Origin of the sequence: Amycolatopsis sp. NPDC057786 (assembly GCF_042797905.1) — a bacterium.
In the GTDB taxonomy this organism is placed as follows: Bacteria; Actinomycetota; Actinomycetes; order Mycobacteriales; family Pseudonocardiaceae; genus Amycolatopsis.
Genome location: NZ_JBHVKW010000011.1, coordinates 50,440 through 68,146, shown reverse-complemented (window position 1 = coordinate 68,146; position 17,707 = coordinate 50,440). Strand labels below are relative to the sequence as shown.

The 17,707-nt window shown below is 69.3% G+C and carries 12 protein-coding genes; 10 read left to right on the top strand and 2 right to left on the bottom strand.

The genetic code is table 11. The features are described from left to right. Window positions 1–2 precede the first annotated feature (2 nt). The 6 genes from ACFVM3_RS10020 to ACFVM3_RS09995 all read left to right on the top strand — a co-directional run bounded on the left by ACFVM3_RS10020 (window position 3) and on the right by ACFVM3_RS09995 (window position 8,666). Window positions 3–1,259: a glucarate dehydratase family protein gene (locus tag ACFVM3_RS10020; RefSeq protein ID WP_378437349.1), complete on the top strand. Its 1,257-nt coding sequence runs from the start codon at window positions 3–5 to the stop codon at window positions 1,257–1,259. Between the two features lie 4 nt (window positions 1,260–1,263). Continuing rightward, the gene (locus tag ACFVM3_RS10015; RefSeq protein WP_378437347.1) at window positions 1,264–2,409 is read left to right on the top strand and encodes a hypothetical protein; all 1,146 of its coding nucleotides are present in this window, start codon (window positions 1,264–1,266) and stop codon (window positions 2,407–2,409) included. Window positions 2,410–2,422: 13 nt separating this feature from the next. Beyond that, entirely contained in the window at window positions 2,423–3,880 is a 1,458-nt protein-coding gene (locus ACFVM3_RS10010; RefSeq protein ID WP_378437345.1) for an aldehyde dehydrogenase (NADP(+)), read from the top strand. A gap of 94 nt (window positions 3,881–3,974) precedes the next feature. Further along, complete coding sequence (locus ACFVM3_RS10005) at window positions 3,975–6,317, top strand: polysaccharide lyase 8 family protein (protein ID WP_378437344.1); 2,343 nt, start codon at window positions 3,975–3,977, stop codon at window positions 6,315–6,317. A 332-nt stretch (window positions 6,318–6,649) separates the two neighbouring features. Beyond that, window positions 6,650–7,798 (top strand): epoxide hydrolase family protein, encoded by a 1,149-nt coding sequence (locus tag ACFVM3_RS10000; protein ID WP_378437342.1) that lies wholly within the window; start codon window positions 6,650–6,652, stop codon window positions 7,796–7,798. A gap of 58 nt (window positions 7,799–7,856) precedes the next feature. Next, the gene (locus ACFVM3_RS09995) at window positions 7,857–8,666 is read left to right on the top strand and encodes an alpha/beta fold hydrolase (RefSeq protein ID WP_378437340.1); all 810 of its coding nucleotides are present in this window, start codon (window positions 7,857–7,859) and stop codon (window positions 8,664–8,666) included. Here the strand turns inward: ACFVM3_RS09995 and ACFVM3_RS09990 are convergent. Next, window positions 8,659–11,364 carry a BTAD domain-containing putative transcriptional regulator gene (locus ACFVM3_RS09990; protein WP_378437338.1) on the bottom strand — a complete coding sequence of 902 codons (2,706 nt, stop codon included), beginning with the start codon at window positions 11,362–11,364 and terminating at the stop codon, window positions 8,659–8,661. The genes ACFVM3_RS09995 and ACFVM3_RS09990 overlap by 8 nt on opposite strands. A gap of 122 nt (window positions 11,365–11,486) precedes the next feature. On the opposite strand from ACFVM3_RS09990, the gene ACFVM3_RS09985 reads away from it, so the two are divergent. After that, window positions 11,487–11,972: a hypothetical protein gene (locus tag ACFVM3_RS09985; RefSeq protein WP_378437336.1), complete on the top strand. Its 486-nt coding sequence runs from the start codon at window positions 11,487–11,489 to the stop codon at window positions 11,970–11,972. A 56-nt stretch (window positions 11,973–12,028) separates the two neighbouring features. Here ACFVM3_RS09985 and ACFVM3_RS09980 read toward each other — a convergent pair whose 3' ends face one another. Beyond that, window positions 12,029–12,841, bottom strand: coding sequence for an SAM-dependent methyltransferase (locus ACFVM3_RS09980; RefSeq protein WP_378437334.1), 813 nt, complete (start codon window positions 12,839–12,841; stop codon window positions 12,029–12,031). Window positions 12,842–13,013: 172 nt separating this feature from the next. Here ACFVM3_RS09980 and ACFVM3_RS09975 point away from each other — a divergent pair, with 172 nt between their 5' ends. From ACFVM3_RS09975 to ACFVM3_RS09965, 3 genes are all read left to right on the top strand, one after another. Further along, window positions 13,014–14,363: a cytochrome P450 gene (locus ACFVM3_RS09975; protein WP_378437332.1), complete on the top strand. Its 1,350-nt coding sequence runs from the start codon at window positions 13,014–13,016 to the stop codon at window positions 14,361–14,363. A 70-nt stretch (window positions 14,364–14,433) separates the two neighbouring features. Continuing rightward, the gene (locus tag ACFVM3_RS09970; protein WP_378437330.1) at window positions 14,434–15,483 is read left to right on the top strand and encodes an alpha/beta hydrolase; all 1,050 of its coding nucleotides are present in this window, start codon (window positions 14,434–14,436) and stop codon (window positions 15,481–15,483) included. A 105-nt stretch (window positions 15,484–15,588) separates the two neighbouring features. Beyond that, window positions 15,589–17,703 carry an EAL domain-containing protein gene (locus ACFVM3_RS09965; RefSeq protein ID WP_378437328.1) on the top strand — a complete coding sequence of 705 codons (2,115 nt, stop codon included), beginning with the start codon at window positions 15,589–15,591 and terminating at the stop codon, window positions 17,701–17,703. Window positions 17,704–17,707 lie beyond the last annotated feature (4 nt).

The following is a 17,707-nucleotide window of genomic DNA, read 5'->3' as shown; positions in this document are numbered from 1 at the left end:
AGATGAAGGTTCTCGACGTCGTCCTGACCCCGGTCGCGTTCGCCGACCCTCCGCTGCTCAACGCGATGGGCGTGCACGAGCCCTTCGCGCTGCGCGGTGTCGTCCAGCTGATCTGCGAGGACGGCGTGGTCGGCCTCGGCGAGTCCTACGGTGACCTCGCGTTCCTCGACCAGGTCCGGAAGGTGCTCCCGGAACTCAGGGGGCACGACGTGTTCGACCTGCCCGGCCTCCGCCGGAAGGTCGCCACCACGCTCGGCGAGGTCGTCTTCGCCGACGCGCACGGGCTCACCGGCGGGTTCTCCGTCAGCAAGACCGTCGCCAGCGTGTACTCCCTGTTCGAGGTGGCCGCACTCGACGCGCAGGGCCACTACCTCGGCAGGCCGGTGGTGGACCTGCTCGGCGGCAAGGCGCGCGACGCCGTCGACTTCTCCGCCTACCTGTTCTACAAGTTCGGCGCCCACATCGGCGCCGAAGAGGACTCGTGGGGCGAGGTGACCACGCCGGAGGCGCTCGTCGGCGAGGCACGCCGCATGGTCGAGGAGTACGGCTTCGGTTCCATCAAGCTGAAGGGCGGCGCCTTCGACCCCGACCAGGAGATGGACGGGATCCGCGCGCTCGCGGACGCGTTCCCGGAGCACCCGCTCCGCATCGACCCGAACGCGGCGTGGACCGTCGAGACCGGGATCCGGGTCGCCGACGAACTCGACGGTGTCCTGGAGTACCTCGAAGACCCCACGCCGGGTATCGAGGGCATGGCGCGGGTCGCGGAGAAGGCGAACATGCCGCTGGCCACGAACATGTGCGTCGTGCGCTTCGCGGACATCGAGCCGGCGTTCCGGCAGCGAGCGGTCGGCGTAATACTTTCGGACCATCATTACTGGGGTGGCCTTCGGGACACCCAAGCCCTCTCGACCACGGCGGAATGCTTCGACGTGGGGCTGTCCATGCATTCGAACAGTCATCTCGGGATCAGTCTGGCCGCTATGGTGCACGTGGCCGCGGCGACGCCGCACCTGACCTACGCCTGCGACACCCACTGGCCGTGGAAGACGGCCGACGTCATCGCCCCGGGTGCGCTGGAGTTCGTCGACGGTGCGGTCGCGGTGCCCGACAAGCCGGGGCTGGGGGTCGAACTCGACCCCGACGCGCTGGCGCGGGCCCATGAAGACTATGTCCGAAGTGGACAGACCAAACGGGATGACGTGACCTATATGCGGAAGTTCGTGGGAAGCTTCGAACCGAACACGGCACGGTGGTGACGAGGTGAAGGTCACCGGATACGCCTACCCCTGGGACGTCGTCGACGATCCCGGCTTCGTCGAGCGGGTACGGGAACTCGGCGTCGACGAGGTCGCCGTCGCCGTGTCGTACCACAGCGCCCGCGCGGCGACGCCCTGGTCGCCCGAGCGCACTTCGATCGTCGCGCGCCACGCGGCGCTGTACCGGCCGGTGCGCGAGGAGGCGTGGGGTGAGCTGAAGCCCGCCGAGCCGGACTGGGTCGAAAGCCGCGACAGCGCGGGCGACGCCGTCCGGATGCTGAACGAGGCGGGGATCCCGGCCGCGGCGTGGCTCGTGCTGACCCACAATTCGCAGCTGGGCACGGAGTTCCCGGATTTCACCGTGCGCAACTGTTTCGGCGAGCGGTATCCGTGGGCGCTGTGCCCAGGCCAGCCCGCCGTCCGCGAATACGCGGCGAACGTGACGGCGGAGAGCCTCGCCGGGCTCGACTTCGCCACGGTCATCCTCGAGGCCTGCGGTCCGCTCGGCGCCGTGCACCAGCACCAGCACGAGAAGACCGACGGCGTCTGGTCGCCCGCGGTGGCCCGGCTGCTCTCGGTCTGCTGCTGCGACGAGTGTCTCGACGCCTGGGCCGCGGCGGGGCAGGACCCGGCGAAGGCGCTGGGCAAGCTGCGGGCCGAGGTCCGGCGGCTGATCGACAGCGGCGACCTCCGGGCGACCGAGGACAAGATCCTCCCCACCCTGCGGCAGGTCCTGCTCGACACGCGCCAGAACGCGACCGACGCCCTCCGGCGCGAGGTGCTCGCGAAGATCCCGTCCGGGCCCCGGATCGTGCTGCACGGCGCGATGGACCCGTGGGTCACCGGCGCGCTGCCGGGGCTGACGCCGTCGGCCCCGGACGACGTCGACGCGGTGGTGCTGCAGAACTGGGCACCCGGCCGTCCCAGCGTCGGCGCCGTCGCGGCGGCACGGGCGAAACTGCCGGAGAAGGTCGCCGTCGGCAGCTACATCACCGCGGTGGCGGCAAGCCCGGTACCCGATATCGAGGCCTACACCATCGAACTCGGCAAGGCAGGCGCCACCGAGCTGCACCTGTACCACCTCGGCCTCGCCGGCCCGGGGCGCTGGGCGGATCTCATCGCCGCCGTCAGCGCCGCGCAAGAACTCTAGGAGACGCAAGAAAATGAGCCAGGCAACGGATCCCGCCACGCTCGAACAGATCCTCGCGGCCGCCGCCGATGCGGCAGGCACGACGGCGGCCGCGACCCCAGCCCAGCGCGCCGGATGGCTGAACGCGGCCGCGGACGCCCTCGACGCGGCCGCCGACGAGCTGATCGCGCTGGCCAACCGGGAGACGCATCTCCCGGTCTCGCCGCGACTGCAGGGTGAGTTGAAGCGCACGACGTTCCAGCTGCGCCTGTTCGGTGAGGTGCTGGCCGACGGCGCGTTCCTCGGCGCCACCGTCGACCACGCGGACGCCGCGTGGCCGATGGGCCCGCGGCCGGACATCCGACGGCTGCTCACCCCGATCGGACCGGTGCTGGTGTTCGCCGCCAGCAACTTCCCGTTCGCGTTCAGTGTCGCGGGCGGGGACACCGCGTCGGCGCTGGCCGCAGGTTGCCCGGTCGTGCTCAAGGCGCATTCGGGGCACCCGGAGCTGTCCGCCCGCACCGGCGAGGTCCTGCGTGAAGCGCTGATCGGGGCAGGTGCGCCGGAAGGGATCTTCGCGGTCATCCACGGCCAGCAGAACGGTGTCACGGCGCTGAAGGATCCGCGGATCCAGGCGGCGTCGTTCACCGGATCGGTGCCGGGTGGGCGCGCGCTGTTCGACATCGCGACCTCGCGGCCGTCGCCGATCCCGTTCTACGGCGAACTCGGCAGCGTCAACCCGGTCGTCGTCACGCGGGCCGCGATCGACGCGCGCGGTGAAGCGATCGCCAAGGGCTACGCGGGTTCGTTCACGCTCGGCGCCGGACAGTTCTGCACCAAGCCGGGGCTGCTGTTCCTGCCCGAGGGCCACGGCCTCGAAGACACGCTGCGCGAAGCCGTCGCGGCGATCCCGGCGCAGCCGATGCTCAACGAGCGTATCGCGGCCGGATTCGCCGACGGGCTGGCGAAGCTGAGCGAGGTCGACGGCGTCGAGGTGCTGTCGGAATCCGGGGGCACGGAGGGGATCTCGCACGGCGCGACCCTGCTCGCCACCACCGCCAAGGCCTTCCTGGCCGACGGCGACACCGTCCGCGAGGAATGCTTCGGCCCCGCGTCGCTGATCGTCACCTACGCCGATCAGGACGAACTGATCAGCCTCCTCGGCGTGATGGAACCAGGCCTCACCGCGACCATCCAGGGTGAAGAGTCCGATGTGGACTGGATCCGCCCGGTGCTCCCGTCGCTGACCAGGGTCGCCGGCCGTCTGCTGTGGAACGACTGGCCGACCGGTGTCACGGTCACCTGGGCACAAGAACACGGTGGTCCCTACCCGGCGACCACCGCGCCGACCAGCACCTCGGTCGGCACCGCCGCGATCGAGCGGTTCCTGCGACCGATCGCCTGGCAGGGCTTCCCCGACGCGCTGCTGCCGGAACCGTTGCAGGAGAACAACCCGTGGGACCTGCCCCGCAGGATCGACGGGAAACGCTAGAAACCTCGTGAGTGGTAAGGACGGTTCTAACCGTCCTTACCACTCACCCGCCGCCGCCCTTGAACCCGTCTCTGACCCCTTGGGAGGCACCGTCATGTCCGGATTCGGTCACTTCGACAGGAGAACGGCTTTGCGGGGAGGCGCGGCCGCGGCCGCTTCGGTGGCGCTCACGACCGCGCTCGCGAGCCCTTCGTCAGCGCAGCCCGCGGCCCGGGGCTCGTCGTCCATCGTGTCCGGCTATCGCGAGCTGCAGACCGGGATCGACCGGCCGTCGGCGGAACGCACCGCCGCGCTCGCGAACCTGGACAGGGTCGCGAAGGCCTACCACGACAGCATGACCGTCGGCGGCGGTCCACTGTGGAAGGACCTCCCGCTCGGCCCGGGCAGCGAGTTCACGACGTCGATGTACGCCCGGCTCCGCGCGGTCGCGGTCAACTGGGGCACCCCCGGCGGCGCGCTCGCCGGCGACCCGGCCGTGCTCGCCCGGATCAAGGGCGCGCTGGAACTGCTGTACACCAGCGATCAGTACAGCGAGAAGACCGCCGAGATCGGCAACTGGTACACCTACGAGATCGGCATCCCGCTCTACCTGTTGCACATTTTGTCCACGGTGGCCGGTGAGCTGACCCGGGACGAACTCGCCAAGTATCTGAAGCCGGTGCTGAAGTTCTCCGGCGACCCGAACCGCCGCACCAACAACCCGAACGTCGTCGAGACCGGCGCCAACCGCGCGGACAAGTCGATGATCGCCATCGTGTCCGGCGCGATGCTCGGCGACGTCGAACGGATCAAGCGGGGCGTCGGCGCGTTCACCGACGTCGAAGGCGGGGGAGCGGCGAGTGTCATCGCCAAACTCCACCGCGCGGCCGGCGACGGTTTCCACACCGACGGCTCGTTCCTGCAGCACGACTCGGTGCCGTATCCCGGGCATTACGGGATCATCCTGCTCACCGCCGTCGCGTCCGCCATCCACGTCACCCAGGGCACGGAGTTCGCACTGCCCGCCGACGTGCGCGAGGCGACGTACGCGCTGGTCTCCGACACGTTCGCGCCGTTCGTCTACGCGGGCGCGATGATGGAGTCGGTCCGCGGCAGATTCCTTTCGCGGCAAGGGGAATCCGCGCACGACATCGGGCATCAGCTCACCGGCGCGGTGGTCCTGCTGGCGCGGTCGGCGAGCGGGAAGCACAAGGACGAACTCGGCGGCCTCGCCGCGAAGTGGATCACCGACGACACTTTCGCGCCGTACCTCGAAATTCCCGATCCCGAACGGTTCGCGCCGGGGCCGGACCTCGTCGGCGTCCCCGGCATCGAGTTCGCGCAAGAGTTGCTGGCGACGAAGATCCGGCCGGCGCGGACGGTCGCGACGCATCGCGTGTTCGGCCAGCAGGACCGGATGGTGCACATCACCGAGGGCTGGTCGGCCTCGCTCGGCGTCGCCTCGACCCGGATTTCGCGGTACGAGTCGATCAACTCGATGAACCTGCACGGCTGGTACGTCGGCGACGGTTCGCTGTATTTGTTCCTGCCCAAGGCGAAAGGGCATTTCACCGACGCCTACTGGCCGACGGTCGACCCGCTGCTGCTCCCGGGCACGACCACCAAGACCGGTCCGACGCCGAAACTGGAGTCGGTGCCGCTGACGACCAAGGATCACTGCGGTGGTGTCCGCTGGGACGCGCGGCACGGCGCGCACGCTCTCGACTTCATCTCCCAAGACGGCACACTGACCGCGAAGAAGTCATGGTTTTTCACGCCGTCGGGTGTGCTGTGCCTCGGCGCCGGGATCACCGACTCCTCCGGTGAGCGGATCCGCACCACGATCGAGAACCGCAACCTCGGCGAGAACGGCTCCGGTGTCCTGCTGGCCGACGGCCGTCTCGTCGTCGGCTCGGAGTCCTTGCGGCGCAAGCGTTGGCTGCATCTGGAGAAGGTCGGCGGGTACGTCCTGCTCGACGGCGCCGAGGTCACCGCGCTGCGCGAGGACCGGACAGGCACCTGGCGCGACATCGACAAGGGCGCCAACACCAAGGGCACCACGGTGCCGTACACGCGGCGCTACCAGAAGCTGGTCATCGAACACGGTGTCAAGCCCGCGAACGCGAGCTACGCGTACGCCGTCCTTCCCACCGCGTCGGTGCTGGAGACGATCGCCTCGGCCTGGTCGTGGCGCGTGCGGTCCAACACCGCGACCGTCCAGGCCGTCCGGCTGTGGGACGCGACGCTGCTGGCGAACTTCTTCGCCGCCGGCTCGGTCGACGAGGTGTCCGTGTCCGGTCCGGCGTCGGTGGCGCTGGGGCGGACCCGCGACGGCTGGCGGCTGGCCGTTTCGGACCCGACGCAGAAGCAGGACGTCGTACGCGTGACCGTGCGGCGTAAGACCGTCGAGGTGCCGGTGAAGGACACCTTCGGCGCCACGCAGGCCGTCCGCGTTTAGCCGACTAACTGCGGGCCGTTCAGGTCAGGACCTTGTCGTGAAGGGGACTTTCACTGCATCGGATGCGGTGAAAGCTCCCTTCACCTCTCCATGCTTGCCAGGGGCCGTGTCGCGAAAGCCACTTCCGGGACATCAGACGTCGCGAAAGTGGCTTTCGCGACCCGCTCGGCCATGAGCACGCCATGAACGACGGTGGCCTCACCGGGAAGGGCCCCTTCACTACCCTCGGGGTAGGTAAGGAGGCCTTCACGGACGCCCGCGCCGCGTTTAGTCGACTAACTGCGGGGTCATTTAGGTCAAGATCTGGCCTGAATGGTCCCTACGGTCACCTCATGACCGACATCGAGCAGTTCCGCATCGACATCCCGCAGTCCGATCTGGACGACCTGACCGACCGGCTGGCCCGCACCCGCTGGCCGTCGGCGCTGCCCGGTGCCGAGTGGAGCAGGGGCGTTCCCGTCGCGTACCTCAAGGACCTGGCCGAATACTGGCGAGACGGCTACGACTGGCGCGCGTACGAGAAGCGGCTCAACGAGTTTCCGCAGTACACCACCGATATCGACGGACAGCGGATCCATTTCCTCCACGTCCGTTCGCCGGAACCGGACGCGATCCCGCTGATCATGACGCACAGCTGGCCGAATTCGATCGCCGAGTTCCTGAACGTCCTGGGCCCGCTCACCGATCCGCGAGCCCACGGCCTCGACCCGTCGTGTGCCTTCCACGTCGTCGCGCCGTCGCTGCCGGGCTTCGGCTTCTCCCCGTTCCCCGAGCCCGCCGACGAGCGGTCGTGGGACATCGCGCGGGTGGCGCGGACCTGGGCGGAACTGATGAGCCGTCTCGGCTACGAACGCTATGGCGCGCACGGGAACGACGCCGGAGCGTTGGTGACACCCTGTCTCGCGGTGCACGCGCCCGAGCAGGTCATCGGCTCGCACATCACGTCCGGACTGGGCGTGCCGACCGGCGATCCCGCCGAGTTCGAGGGGCTCACCGAACGGGATCAGGCGGATCTCGCGGGGCTGTTGGAGCGTTTCGCGGGCGGCAGCGGATACGCGCCGTACCTGACGAACCGGCCGCAGACGCTCAGCTTCGGCTTCCTCGATTCGCCTGTCGCGCAGCTGGCCTACCTGGTCGAGCGATTCAAGGAGTTCGACGGCTGGCCGGAAGGCACGGCGCCCGCCGAGCCGATCGACCGCGACCTGCTGCTCACCAACGCGACGCTGTACTGGCTGACCGGGACCGGCGGCACCGCGCTGTGGCCGTATTACGAGGGCGCGGCCGCGATGCCGATCGACCAGACAGCGGTGCCGACCGGCGTTTCCCACGGCGGGCCGTCCGCGCTGCGCACGATCGCCTCCCGCAAGAACGACATCGCGCGCTGGGCGGATCACGAAAGCCCCAGCCATATGGTCGCGATGGCCGTCCCGGACGACGTGGTGGCCGAACTCCGGGAATTCTTCGGGAATCTCACGAAGTGACGTCGAGCGGTGGTCGTCGGCTCCGACCCAGGGACGAAGCTAAAGTACGAAAGACCCCATGGAGGACCTGATGACCACCTCGTTCGAGACCGTCACCTCGGCCGACGGCACCTCGATCGCCTTCGATCGCACCGGGCAGGGCGGCCCGGTGATCCTGGTCGGCGGGGCGTTCAACGACCGGACGACCGTCGCCGGCCTGGCCGCGACGCTGGCCGTGGACTTCACCGTGATCGCCTACGACCGGCGAGGGAGGGGTGACAGCGGCGCGGGCGCGGTCTATTCGGTGGAGCGTGAGGTCGAGGATCTCGCCGCGCTGGTCGAGCATGTGGGCGGTTCGGCGGCGGTCTTCGGGCACTCGTCGGGCGCCGTGCTGGGGCTGGAGGCGGCGGCCAGAGGCGTCGCCATGACCAGCCTCGCCGTGTACGAGCCGCCGTACGTCGTCGACGACAGCCGTACGCGGCCAGGGGCCGACCTCTTCGATCGCGTCCGGGCCTTGATCGCCGAGGGAGACCGCGACGGCGCGGCCGAGCTCTTCCTGGTCGAAGGAACGGGCACCCCGGCCGAGGTCGTGAAGGGCATGCGGGACGACGCGTTCTGGGCCTGGTTCACCGGACTCGCCCACACGCTGCCCTACGACCTAGCGCTCTGCGGGCCGGGCAACGTGCTCCCCGCGGACAGGCTGGCCAAGATCACGGTCCCCACGCTCGTCATCGACGGCGGGGAGAGCGACGCCTGGATGCGGGCAGGCGCCCGCGCGGTCGCGGACACGGTCGCCGGCGCCCGCTACGCCACCGTCGAGGGGCAGGACCACGGCGTCCTCCACCAGCCGGACACCTTGCGCGACCTGCTCACCGGATTCCTCAGGTGACGACCTTCACCGGTTCGGGGGACAGGCCCATCGCCGCGTAGTGGTCTCGTGCGGCGCGGGTCTGCCCCAACCCGGCCAGCGCGCGGGCTTCCTGCAGCCGGTAGCCGATCCGCCTCGCCGTTTCCAGCGCGAGCCGGTGCTGACGCAGGCCCGTCGTCGTCTCGCCGAGGGCGAGGCAGGCGGTGCCGAGGCTGTTCGCCGCCATGGCCAGCAGCAGCGGATGGTTGAGCCGGGTGAGGATCGCGCACGCGCGTTCGGCCTGCTCGCGCGCGTCACCCGGACGGTGGGCGAGCAGCAGGGCGTCGGCGAGGTCGATCCGGCTCCACGCCTCACCGAACAGGTACCCGAGTTCGCGCGATGAGCCGATCGAACGCTCGATGGTCGCGAAGGCTTCGTCGAAGTGGCCGAGCCGGGCGAGGACCAGGCCGAGCTGGGCCGTACTCAGGATCGTGCCTCGGTCGTCCTCGCGCAGCGCTACCGACCGCCGGGCCGACTCCAGTGCGTCGTCCAGGTCGCCGAGGACCTCCTGCGTGTTGCTGAGGTTGGTCCACAGCGTCGCGGCGGCGTCGGTGCTCCCGCCGGAGACAGCCAGGCCGTCCCGGTAGAACCGGATCGCTTCGGCGTAGTGGCCGAGCATGCTGTGCAGTGCGCCCGCCCGGGACAGGGCCATCGCTTCGGCCGCGCGGTCGCCCGATTTCCGGACGACGTCCAGCCGCTCCATGGCGCAGTCCATCCCCTCCATGAGCCGCCCGTTCTCCCAGAACGCCAGGGTGAGACTCGCCAGGCTCAGCTGGATCGCGTGCGGATCGCCGATCCGGCGGGCCGCGGCGAGCCCGGTCCGCGCCACGGCGAGCAACTCGTCGAGATACCCGCATTCCCGAAGCTGTTCCGTGGTGTCCTCGGCGATCCGCCAGGCGTACTCGTCGAGACCGGCGTCGAGCGCATGGCGCGTCACCGCGACCAGGTTCGCCCGTTCCCCGCGGTACCATCCGGGACCGCCGCCGTCGCGGTAGTGATCGAGCAGCCTGGTCATCGCCGGACCCGATTCCTCGTCGCGTGCGACCGTGCGGGCGTGCTCGGCGATCAGGTCGTGGAACGCGTAACGGCCCAGCGCGGGTTGCCTGAGCAGATGCGCGTCGAGCAGGTCCTCCAGCAGGCGTTCGGCCTCGTGCTCGCCGGTACCCGCCAGTGCGGCAGCAGCGGGCACACTGATGTCGGTGCCGGGATTCCGCCCCAGCAAACGGAACATGCGCTGCTGCGCGGCGTCCAGCTCCCGATAGGACAGTGCGAAGGCCGCGGCCACGTCGCGTCCGGCGACCTTCAGCTCGGCCAGCCTGTCGTGTTCGGAGCCCAGCCGTTCGGCCAGGGTTTTCACAGTCCACTGTGGACGATTCTGCAACCGGGCGGCCGCGATCCGGATCGCCAGTGGCAGGTTTCCGCACAACGCGGCCACGCCGGAGTCGGGTCGCCCGGACGCCGCCGCGAACAGGGCGCCCGCCTGCTCGTCCGGCAGGACTTCGAGGCTGATCGACGCGGCGCCGTCGACGGCGGCCAGGCGGCGCCTGCCGGTGACCACGAGCGCGACCGTGGCGGAACCCGGCACCAACGGTCTCAGCTGTTCGGCGCTCGCGGCGTTGTCGAGCACCACGAGCAGTGACCGGCCCGCCGTTCTGGCGCGCCAGAGCTCGGCTCGCCGCTCCACGCCGCTGGGGAGCCTGCTCGCCGGGATGTCCAGCTGCCCGAGCAGTGCTTCGAGCGCGGCCTCGGGCGAAAGCGGTTCTCGGGCGGGGGAATGCCCGTGCAGATCCACGAACAGCTGTCCGTCCGGGAAATCGGCGGCGAGCCGGTGCGCGACGTGGACGGCGAGCGAGGTCTTGCCGACCCCGGCCATCCCGTCGACGGCCACGGGACGGCCGAGCCGGACGGCGTCGAGCAGACGCGCGATCTCCGCTTCTCTGCCGGTGAAATCCGGGACGTCGTAAGGGAGGAAGCACCGGGTCTTGCCGTATTCCGGCTCGTCGCGGAGGATCCGGTCGTAGAGTTCGCGGAGCTTCGGCCCGGGTTCGATCCCGAGTTCCTCCACCAACCGTGTCCTCGCCTGCCGGTAGACGTTCAGCGCGTCGGCCTGCCTGCCCTGCTGATGCAGCGCGCGCATGAGCAGTCCGGCGAACGGCTCGCGGAGCGGGTGTTCGGCGACCAGCGCCGTCAGTTCCGCGACGGTGTCCTCCCCGGCGGAGATCTCCTCGTCGAGGCAACGCTCCACAACGGACAGACGACGCTCGTCGAGTTCTTCGGCCTCGCCGCGCAGCGCCATACTGTCGACACCGGACAGAGCGGGTCCGTGCCAGCACGCGAGCGCTTCACGGAACTCTCCGCGCGAGACGTGCCCTTCGAACGTGCGCAGATCGAAGGCGCGCGGGCGCAGGACGAAGCCCGGACCTTCGGCGGTCAGGACGTCATCGGGAGCGCCCTCGGCGACGAGGGCGCGTTTCAGCGCGGTCGTGAGGTTGCGGATCTGCCGGGTGGCCGTGGCGGGCGGATCCTCGTCCCAGACGACGTCCACCAGCCGCGAGACCGAGACGACGCGATCGGCGCCGAGCAGCAGCGCGGCCAGGATCCGCTCCTGCCGCGAGCCCGCCAGCTTCAGCGCCCGCGCGCCGCTGCGGCACTGCACCGGACCCAGTACCCGAAACTCCATCGCACCCCCTCCCGCGAGGTTAACCGGCAGGCCGCCCGCACCGGTGCGGAAGTGATGCAGCTGTGATGCGCCGCCGGGCGAACCTGATGGGGACGGATACGGGACGTGATGAGGAGAACCCCATGCGCAAGCGGTATTACGCGGCGTTGGCCGGGCTGGTCGTGGCCGCGGCGGGAATCGGCGTGCCCGCCGCGGCGGCCGGCGACCAGCGGGCGGAGACGGAACGGCAGGCCTGTCAGCGCGCGTTCGACCGCGCGGTCTGGGATGACATGGACAGCTTCAACAAGCGCGACGAGGCCCGCTACCGGGCGATCATCCACCAGAACATGGTGACGGTCGGGCGCCGGGGACAGCTGTTCATCGGCTACGACGCCAACGTCGACCCGGTGGTGAACGAGCAGTTCAAGGTCCCGTACGAGTACAGCATGCCGTGGACGGTGACCCACACCGTCGTCGAGGACTGCAAGATGGGCTTCGCGATCCTCGACGCCTACTACAAGGTGCCGTCGCAGAACGTCAACCGGCACTACACGATCAGCCTGACGCTGGTGCGTGAGCACGGCAAGTGGCAGGTCATCAAGGACACCGTGACCGACGTGGTGCCCTGAGGGGGGCGTGAGTGGTGAGGACGGTTCTAACCGTCCTCACCACTCACGAGGTGACCCTACGGTTTCCGGCCCACCCCGGCGTACGGCAACGCGTTGATCTCCGGATCCTCGGACATGTCGCCGGCACCCTGCGGGTTCCACATCGCGCAGCCGACGACGCCGGGCTCGACGACGTCGAATCCGTCGAAGAACGAAAACACCTCGTCGTGCGTGCGGGGGATGGGGTCGTTCTGGGTGCTTTTGTACGCCTCGATCGCCTCATCGAGGCCGCTCGAGTTCGCGTCGGCCGCGACGTGCGACAGGGCGAGGAAACTGCCGGGGGCGATCCGCTCCCGGTAGCGGGCCAGTATCGCGTGCGGATCCCACGAGTCCGGCACGAAATGCAGCAGCAGCAACATGAACAGGCCGACCGGCTGGTCGAGATCCAGCAGTTCCTTCGTTTCGGGCGCGTCGAGGATGTCGTTGACGTCGCGGAGGTCGGCCTGGATCGCCGCGCACCGGCCGTTGCCGCGCAGCAGCAGTTTGGCGTGAGCCACGGCGACGGACTCGCGGTCGACGTAGACCACCCGGCAGGACGGGTCGATCCGCTGGACGATCTCGTGGAGGTTGCCGACGGTCGGGATGCCGGAGCCGATGTCGAGGAACTGCCGCACGCCCGCGTCCACCATATGCAGCGCGGCGCGCCGGAGGAAGGCGCGGTTGAGCCGGGCGGCGTCGCGGATGCCCGGCATGATCTTCAGGATCTGCTCGCCGAGGTCGCGGTCGGCCTGGAAGTTGTGGTCGCCGTCGAGCCAGTAGTCGTAGACCCGGGCGGGATTCGGCACGGTCGTGTCGACTTCGGGAGGCACCCAGTTCAGGTTCGAAGTCACCGTCGTCGCCGCCGTTCGGTCGAGGATCCGTTGGGGCACAGGAGTCTAGCGGGCTCAAGGGACCCGGCCGCCATCGTCCGATCGTGTGGATGTCCGGTGGCGGAACACACTCCGCGGCCTCGCGGCCCTAAGGTGGCCGGGTTCAGCGCCCAGCCACCGGGAGACGAGCACGATGGCACCACGTCCGGACGTCGCCGTCGCACCAGGCCGGTGGCCGGTGCTGGGACATACCGTGCCGATGCTGCGGGATCCGGTGAAACTGTTGTCCTCACTGCGATCGCACGGCGATGTCGTGCGGCTCGACTTCGGCCCGATGCCGGTCTACCTGGTCACCACACCGGAACTGGCCTGGCGGCTGCTCGCCGTCGACGCGGCGAAGTTCGACAAAGGCATCGTGTTCGACAAGATGCGACCGTTGTTCGGCGACGGGCTCGCGACCTCCAATGGGGCCTTCAACCAGCGACAACGACGGATGATGTTGCCCGCCTTCCAGCCAAGCCGGATCGCGCTCTACGCCGAGACGACGATGACGAAGGTCGCTGTAGACCTTGCGGACGCGTGGAAACCCGGCGAGGTGGTCGAATTCGACCGGCGTATGCAGGATCTCGCCCTGACCGTCTCCGGGCGCACGCTGTTCTCCACCGAACTCGGCGGCGACGCGCTCACCGAGATCCAGCGGTCGATCCCGATCATGCTGAAGTACGTCATGGTCAGGGCGTTCTCGCCGAAGTTCGTGGAACGTCTGCCGATCCCGGCCAACCGGGAGTTCGACGCGGCGGCCGCGCGGCTGCGGCGGGTCATCGGCGACGCCGTCGTCCGGGCGCGCGAGAAGGGCGGCGATCAGGGCGATCTGTTGTCGATGTTGTTGCTGGCCGAAGACGACGAGACCGGCGAGAAGATGACCGACCGTCAGGTGGAGGACGAGGTCATCACGATCCTCACCACCGGCGCCGAGACGACGGCCGTCGCGCTCGCCTGGTTCTTCCACGAAATCGGGGCGCGGCCGGAGATCGAGCGTCGCTTCCACGCCGAGGTCGACGAGGTGCTGGCAGGTGGGCCCGCGCGGTTCGAACACCTGCCGCGCTTGGTCTACACACACCGGATCATCAACGAGGTCGTCCGCCGCACCCCGCCGGTGATCCTGATGCGGCGGGCGCGGGAGGACGTCGAACTCGGCGGCGTGTGTATTCCCGCCGGTACCGAGGTCGCGGTCAGCCAGCACACGCTGCACCGCGATCCGCGCTGGTTCCCCGATCCCGGCCGCTTCGATCCGGATCGCTGGGAGCCGGAGCGCGCCGCCGAGGTGCCGAAGGGCGCGTTCATTCCGTTCGGCGCCGGCGCCCGGCTGTGCCCAGGGCATCGGTTCGCTCCGACGGAGATCGCGTTGGTGGCGGCGACGATCGGCGCCCGGTGGCGGCTGGAACCGGCACCGGGCGTGAAGGTCTTTCCTCAGATCAAAGCGACGATGCAGCCGAACCGATTGCCGATGATCGTGCGGCCGAGAACCTCGGGCTGGCCGTGAGCGTCCGGTCACCCCGTGTAGGGTTCATGCTCCTTCCGCGCGTCCCGATTCCGGAGAGGGTTCTGTGAGAATGCCGCTCAAACTGGCCATGGCGGTGGCCGCCTGCTGCGTGCTCCTCGGCGGTTTCCTGGTCGCGGCCCCGGCCGAAGCCGCCGACATCCGCTGTTCCGATCTGGATCTGCCGGTCACCGGCCCGCTCGGCGAACCCGCCACGGTCCACGGCCGGTTCTGCCTGCCCGGCGGCCCGGCACCCGATGCGGTGCAACTGCTGGTGCACGGCGGTACCTACAACAGCGCCTACTGGGACCTGCCCTACGACCCGGATCGCTATTCGTACCAACGGGACATGGCCGAACACGGTTACGCGACCTTCGCCGCGGACCAGCTCGGAACGGGCGGCAGCAGCAAACCGTTCAGCCTTCCGCTCCTGTTGCCGGTGCTGGCGCGCTCGATGCACGAGGTGATCGGCCATCTGCGCGCGGGCCGGGTCGGCGGCACGCCGTTCGAGAAGGTCGTGATCGTCGGGCATTCGGTCGGCTCCGGCATCGTCGCCGCCGAGGCGGCGACATACCAGGACGTGGACGGCGTGATCCTCACCGGAATGACGCATCTGCCGTCGGTCCCCGCCTTGACCCTAGGTGTGCTTTTCGGTCTGCAACCCGCGTTCACCGACGGCACGCTCGGTTCACTGGGCAGCGATCCGCTGTATTTCACGACGAAACCGGGAGCGCGTGCCGGACTGTTCTACGCGACGGAAAATACCGACCCCAGGGTCATCGAAGCCGACGAGGCGACCAAGGATCAGGTTTCGGTCCCGGGAATGGGAACGGTCGCCGTGTTCGGGATCGTGCTGCCCGCGACGAAAGCGATCCGGGTGCCGGTTCTCCAGGCGGTCGGCTCGAAGGACATCCTGTTCTGCGGCCTTTTCGCGCTTCGGGACTGCTCGAGCGGTGAGACGTTGCACCCGGCGGAAGCGCCGTTCTACCGGCCCGAGGCACAGCTTTCCACGTATGTTCTGTCCGGTGCCGGACATTCGCTGGCCTTACATCGCAACGCGTCCGAATATCGGGACGCGACCCGCGTTTGGCTGAGGGACAAGGTGGGTGTTGCAGTACCGTAGGGTGACCACCCGATTGGATGATCGGTGAACCGTGAGTACGGTTAGAGAATCGTGGAGGATGTTTCTCCACCACGGAATACGAAAGCGACCCCAGGACCGGCGGACGTGACTGCCCCACTTCCGGACGGCGATGAGTTCCCCGTATCGCCGGACGCCCCGAAGAGAACTTCATCCTCCGCATCCCCGAAGCGGAAGAACACCGCGCCGACCCGCGCCACGCTGGCCCGCAAGTGGGCCTACCTGGTCACCGGTACGGCGTATCTTCCGTATACCCACGCCCAGATCGAAGAGCATTTCGCCGCTCTGCTGGACGAGGTCTTCGCGGCGGTGCTGAGTGAAGACGCCGAGCCCGCGCAGGCCACCGAAGCCGGCGCGCGGCTCGTCGCGCTCAGATGCGTCGGGCCGGACAGCCTCCGTCGCACGATGGAGGTGCTCGGCAAGGGGCTCCTGCACGAGCCGGAGTTGAGTAGCGTGAAGTCGCTCCCCGAACGGGTGTTGCAGGTGCTCGGCGCCCTCGCGGCCGGTTATGGCGAGGCGTTGCGCGAGAGCATCCAGACACAGCAAGAGGATCTGAGCCGCACGCTGGTCACGCTCGAACGCGAGACCCGGCGCGAACTGGTGCTGACGCAGGCACGCTTCGAGCAGCTCTTCGCCGGTTCGGCCACCGGCGTGGCCGTCACCAGGGTCGACGGCCGCGTCCAACGGGTGAATCCCGCGTTCGCCGAAATGCTGAACCGGCCCGTCGCGGACCTGACCGGGCTCAACCTGTACGACCTCGTGCATCCGGACGACGCGGACGGCCTGCGCGAGGGCTACCGGAAGTTGCTCGACGGCGAGACCCAGCGGCTCGAACTGTCGCGAAGACTCGTGGCCGAGGACGAGGAACCGACGTGGGCCGGTTTCACCGGGGCCGTCATCCGCGATCCGGCTGGCGAAGCCCAGCAGTTGATCACCCTGGTCGACGGCGACACGGACGTCTCGTTGCTGCAGCGGCAGCTGAGCCGTCAAGCCCTGCACGACCCACTGACCGGCCTGCCGAACAGGCAGTGCTTCGGCACCCGGCTGGAACGGGCGCTGCGGCACGCCGACCCGTCCTTCGGCGTCACGGTCTACCACCTCGACCTGGACGGTTTCTCCCTGATCGCGGGCGGTCTCGGCCAGAAACAGAGCGACGACCTGCTGAAGAACGTCGCCGCGAAACTGCGGGCCGTCGTCGGCGGAGAGGACGCGCTCGTCGCCAGGATCGGCGGCGACGAATTCGGCGTCCTCATCCAGAACACCGCGGCCAGCCCGGACGTCGCCACGGTCATCGGCATGATCAACCAAGAGCTCGCCGAGCCGGTCTACCTCGAAAGCGGCAGCGGGGTGGCGGTCTCGGCCTGTATCGGGGTCGTGCACCGGCCACCGAGGGATATCGCGCCGAACGAGTTGCTGCGCGTCTCCGGGATGACGCTGCGCCGGGCGCAGGCCAACGGCTACCGCCAGTGGGCGCTGTCCGACTCCGTTCTCGACACCAGGGAACGGCACGAGTTCGGCTTGGCCGTTTCGATGGCGGGCGCCTGGGAGACCGGCCAGATCGAGGTCGGCTTCCGGCCGCTGACGTGGCTGGCGGACAGCAGGCCGGCGGGTATCGAGGCGAGACTCGCGTGGAACCATCCGCGCCACGGCCGGATCGGGCACGACACCTGCGTTCGCTTCGCCGACGAGACCGGTCTCATCGTGCCGCTGGGCGAATGGCTCATCCGCACCGCCTGCGAGGAGTCGGACGACCGGCTCCCGATGGTCGTGGGACTGACCCCGCACCAGGCCGCGGATCCCGATCTCGTCGGCTCGGTGCGGAACATCCTGGCCGCGACCGGAGTCGGGGCGTCTCGGCTGCGGCTGGGCTTCCCCGCCGGCTCCGTGCTCGCCGAACTCGGCGAGACGGTCGACAACCTGCATCTCCTCGCCGAGATCGGGGTGGACGCGGAACTGCAGGACTTCGGCGCGGCCGGTGACGTCGTCTGTCTCGTCGACGTGCCCGTGCGGACGGTCCGGATCGCGCCCCGGCTGGCGGAGCGGCGGACGGAACCGCTGGCGGAACGCTCGTTGCGGAACCTCATCGACACCGCGACGATGGCGGGCGCGACGGTGATCGCGGACGGGATCGACTCGACCGGCGACGCCGGATGGTGGCAGAACGCCGGTGCCCACATCGGTGCCGGACGTTATTTCGGTTAGGCCG

Excerpts from the sequence above, each read along its gene's own strand:
- ACFVM3_RS10010 (WP_378437345.1), top strand. The coding sequence starts at position 2,423 with ATGAGCCAGGCAACGGATCCCGCCACGCTCGAACAGATCCTCGCGGCC.
- ACFVM3_RS10000 (WP_378437342.1), top strand. The coding sequence starts at position 6,650 with ATGACCGACATCGAGCAGTTCCGCATCGACATCCCGCAGTCCGATCTG.
- ACFVM3_RS09985 (WP_378437336.1), top strand. The coding sequence starts at position 11,487 with ATGCGCAAGCGGTATTACGCGGCGTTGGCCGGGCTGGTCGTGGCCGCG.
- ACFVM3_RS10005 (WP_378437344.1), top strand. The coding sequence starts at position 3,975 with ATGTCCGGATTCGGTCACTTCGACAGGAGAACGGCTTTGCGGGGAGGC.
- ACFVM3_RS09970 (WP_378437330.1), top strand. The coding sequence starts at position 14,434 with ATGCCGCTCAAACTGGCCATGGCGGTGGCCGCCTGCTGCGTGCTCCTC.
- ACFVM3_RS09995 (WP_378437340.1), top strand. The coding sequence starts at position 7,857 with ATGGAGGACCTGATGACCACCTCGTTCGAGACCGTCACCTCGGCCGAC.
- ACFVM3_RS09990 (WP_378437338.1), bottom strand. The coding sequence starts at position 11,364 with ATGGAGTTTCGGGTACTGGGTCCGGTGCAGTGCCGCAGCGGCGCGCGG.
- ACFVM3_RS09975 (WP_378437332.1), top strand. The coding sequence starts at position 13,014 with ATGGCACCACGTCCGGACGTCGCCGTCGCACCAGGCCGGTGGCCGGTG.
- ACFVM3_RS10020 (WP_378437349.1), top strand. The coding sequence starts at position 3 with ATGAAGGTTCTCGACGTCGTCCTGACCCCGGTCGCGTTCGCCGACCCT.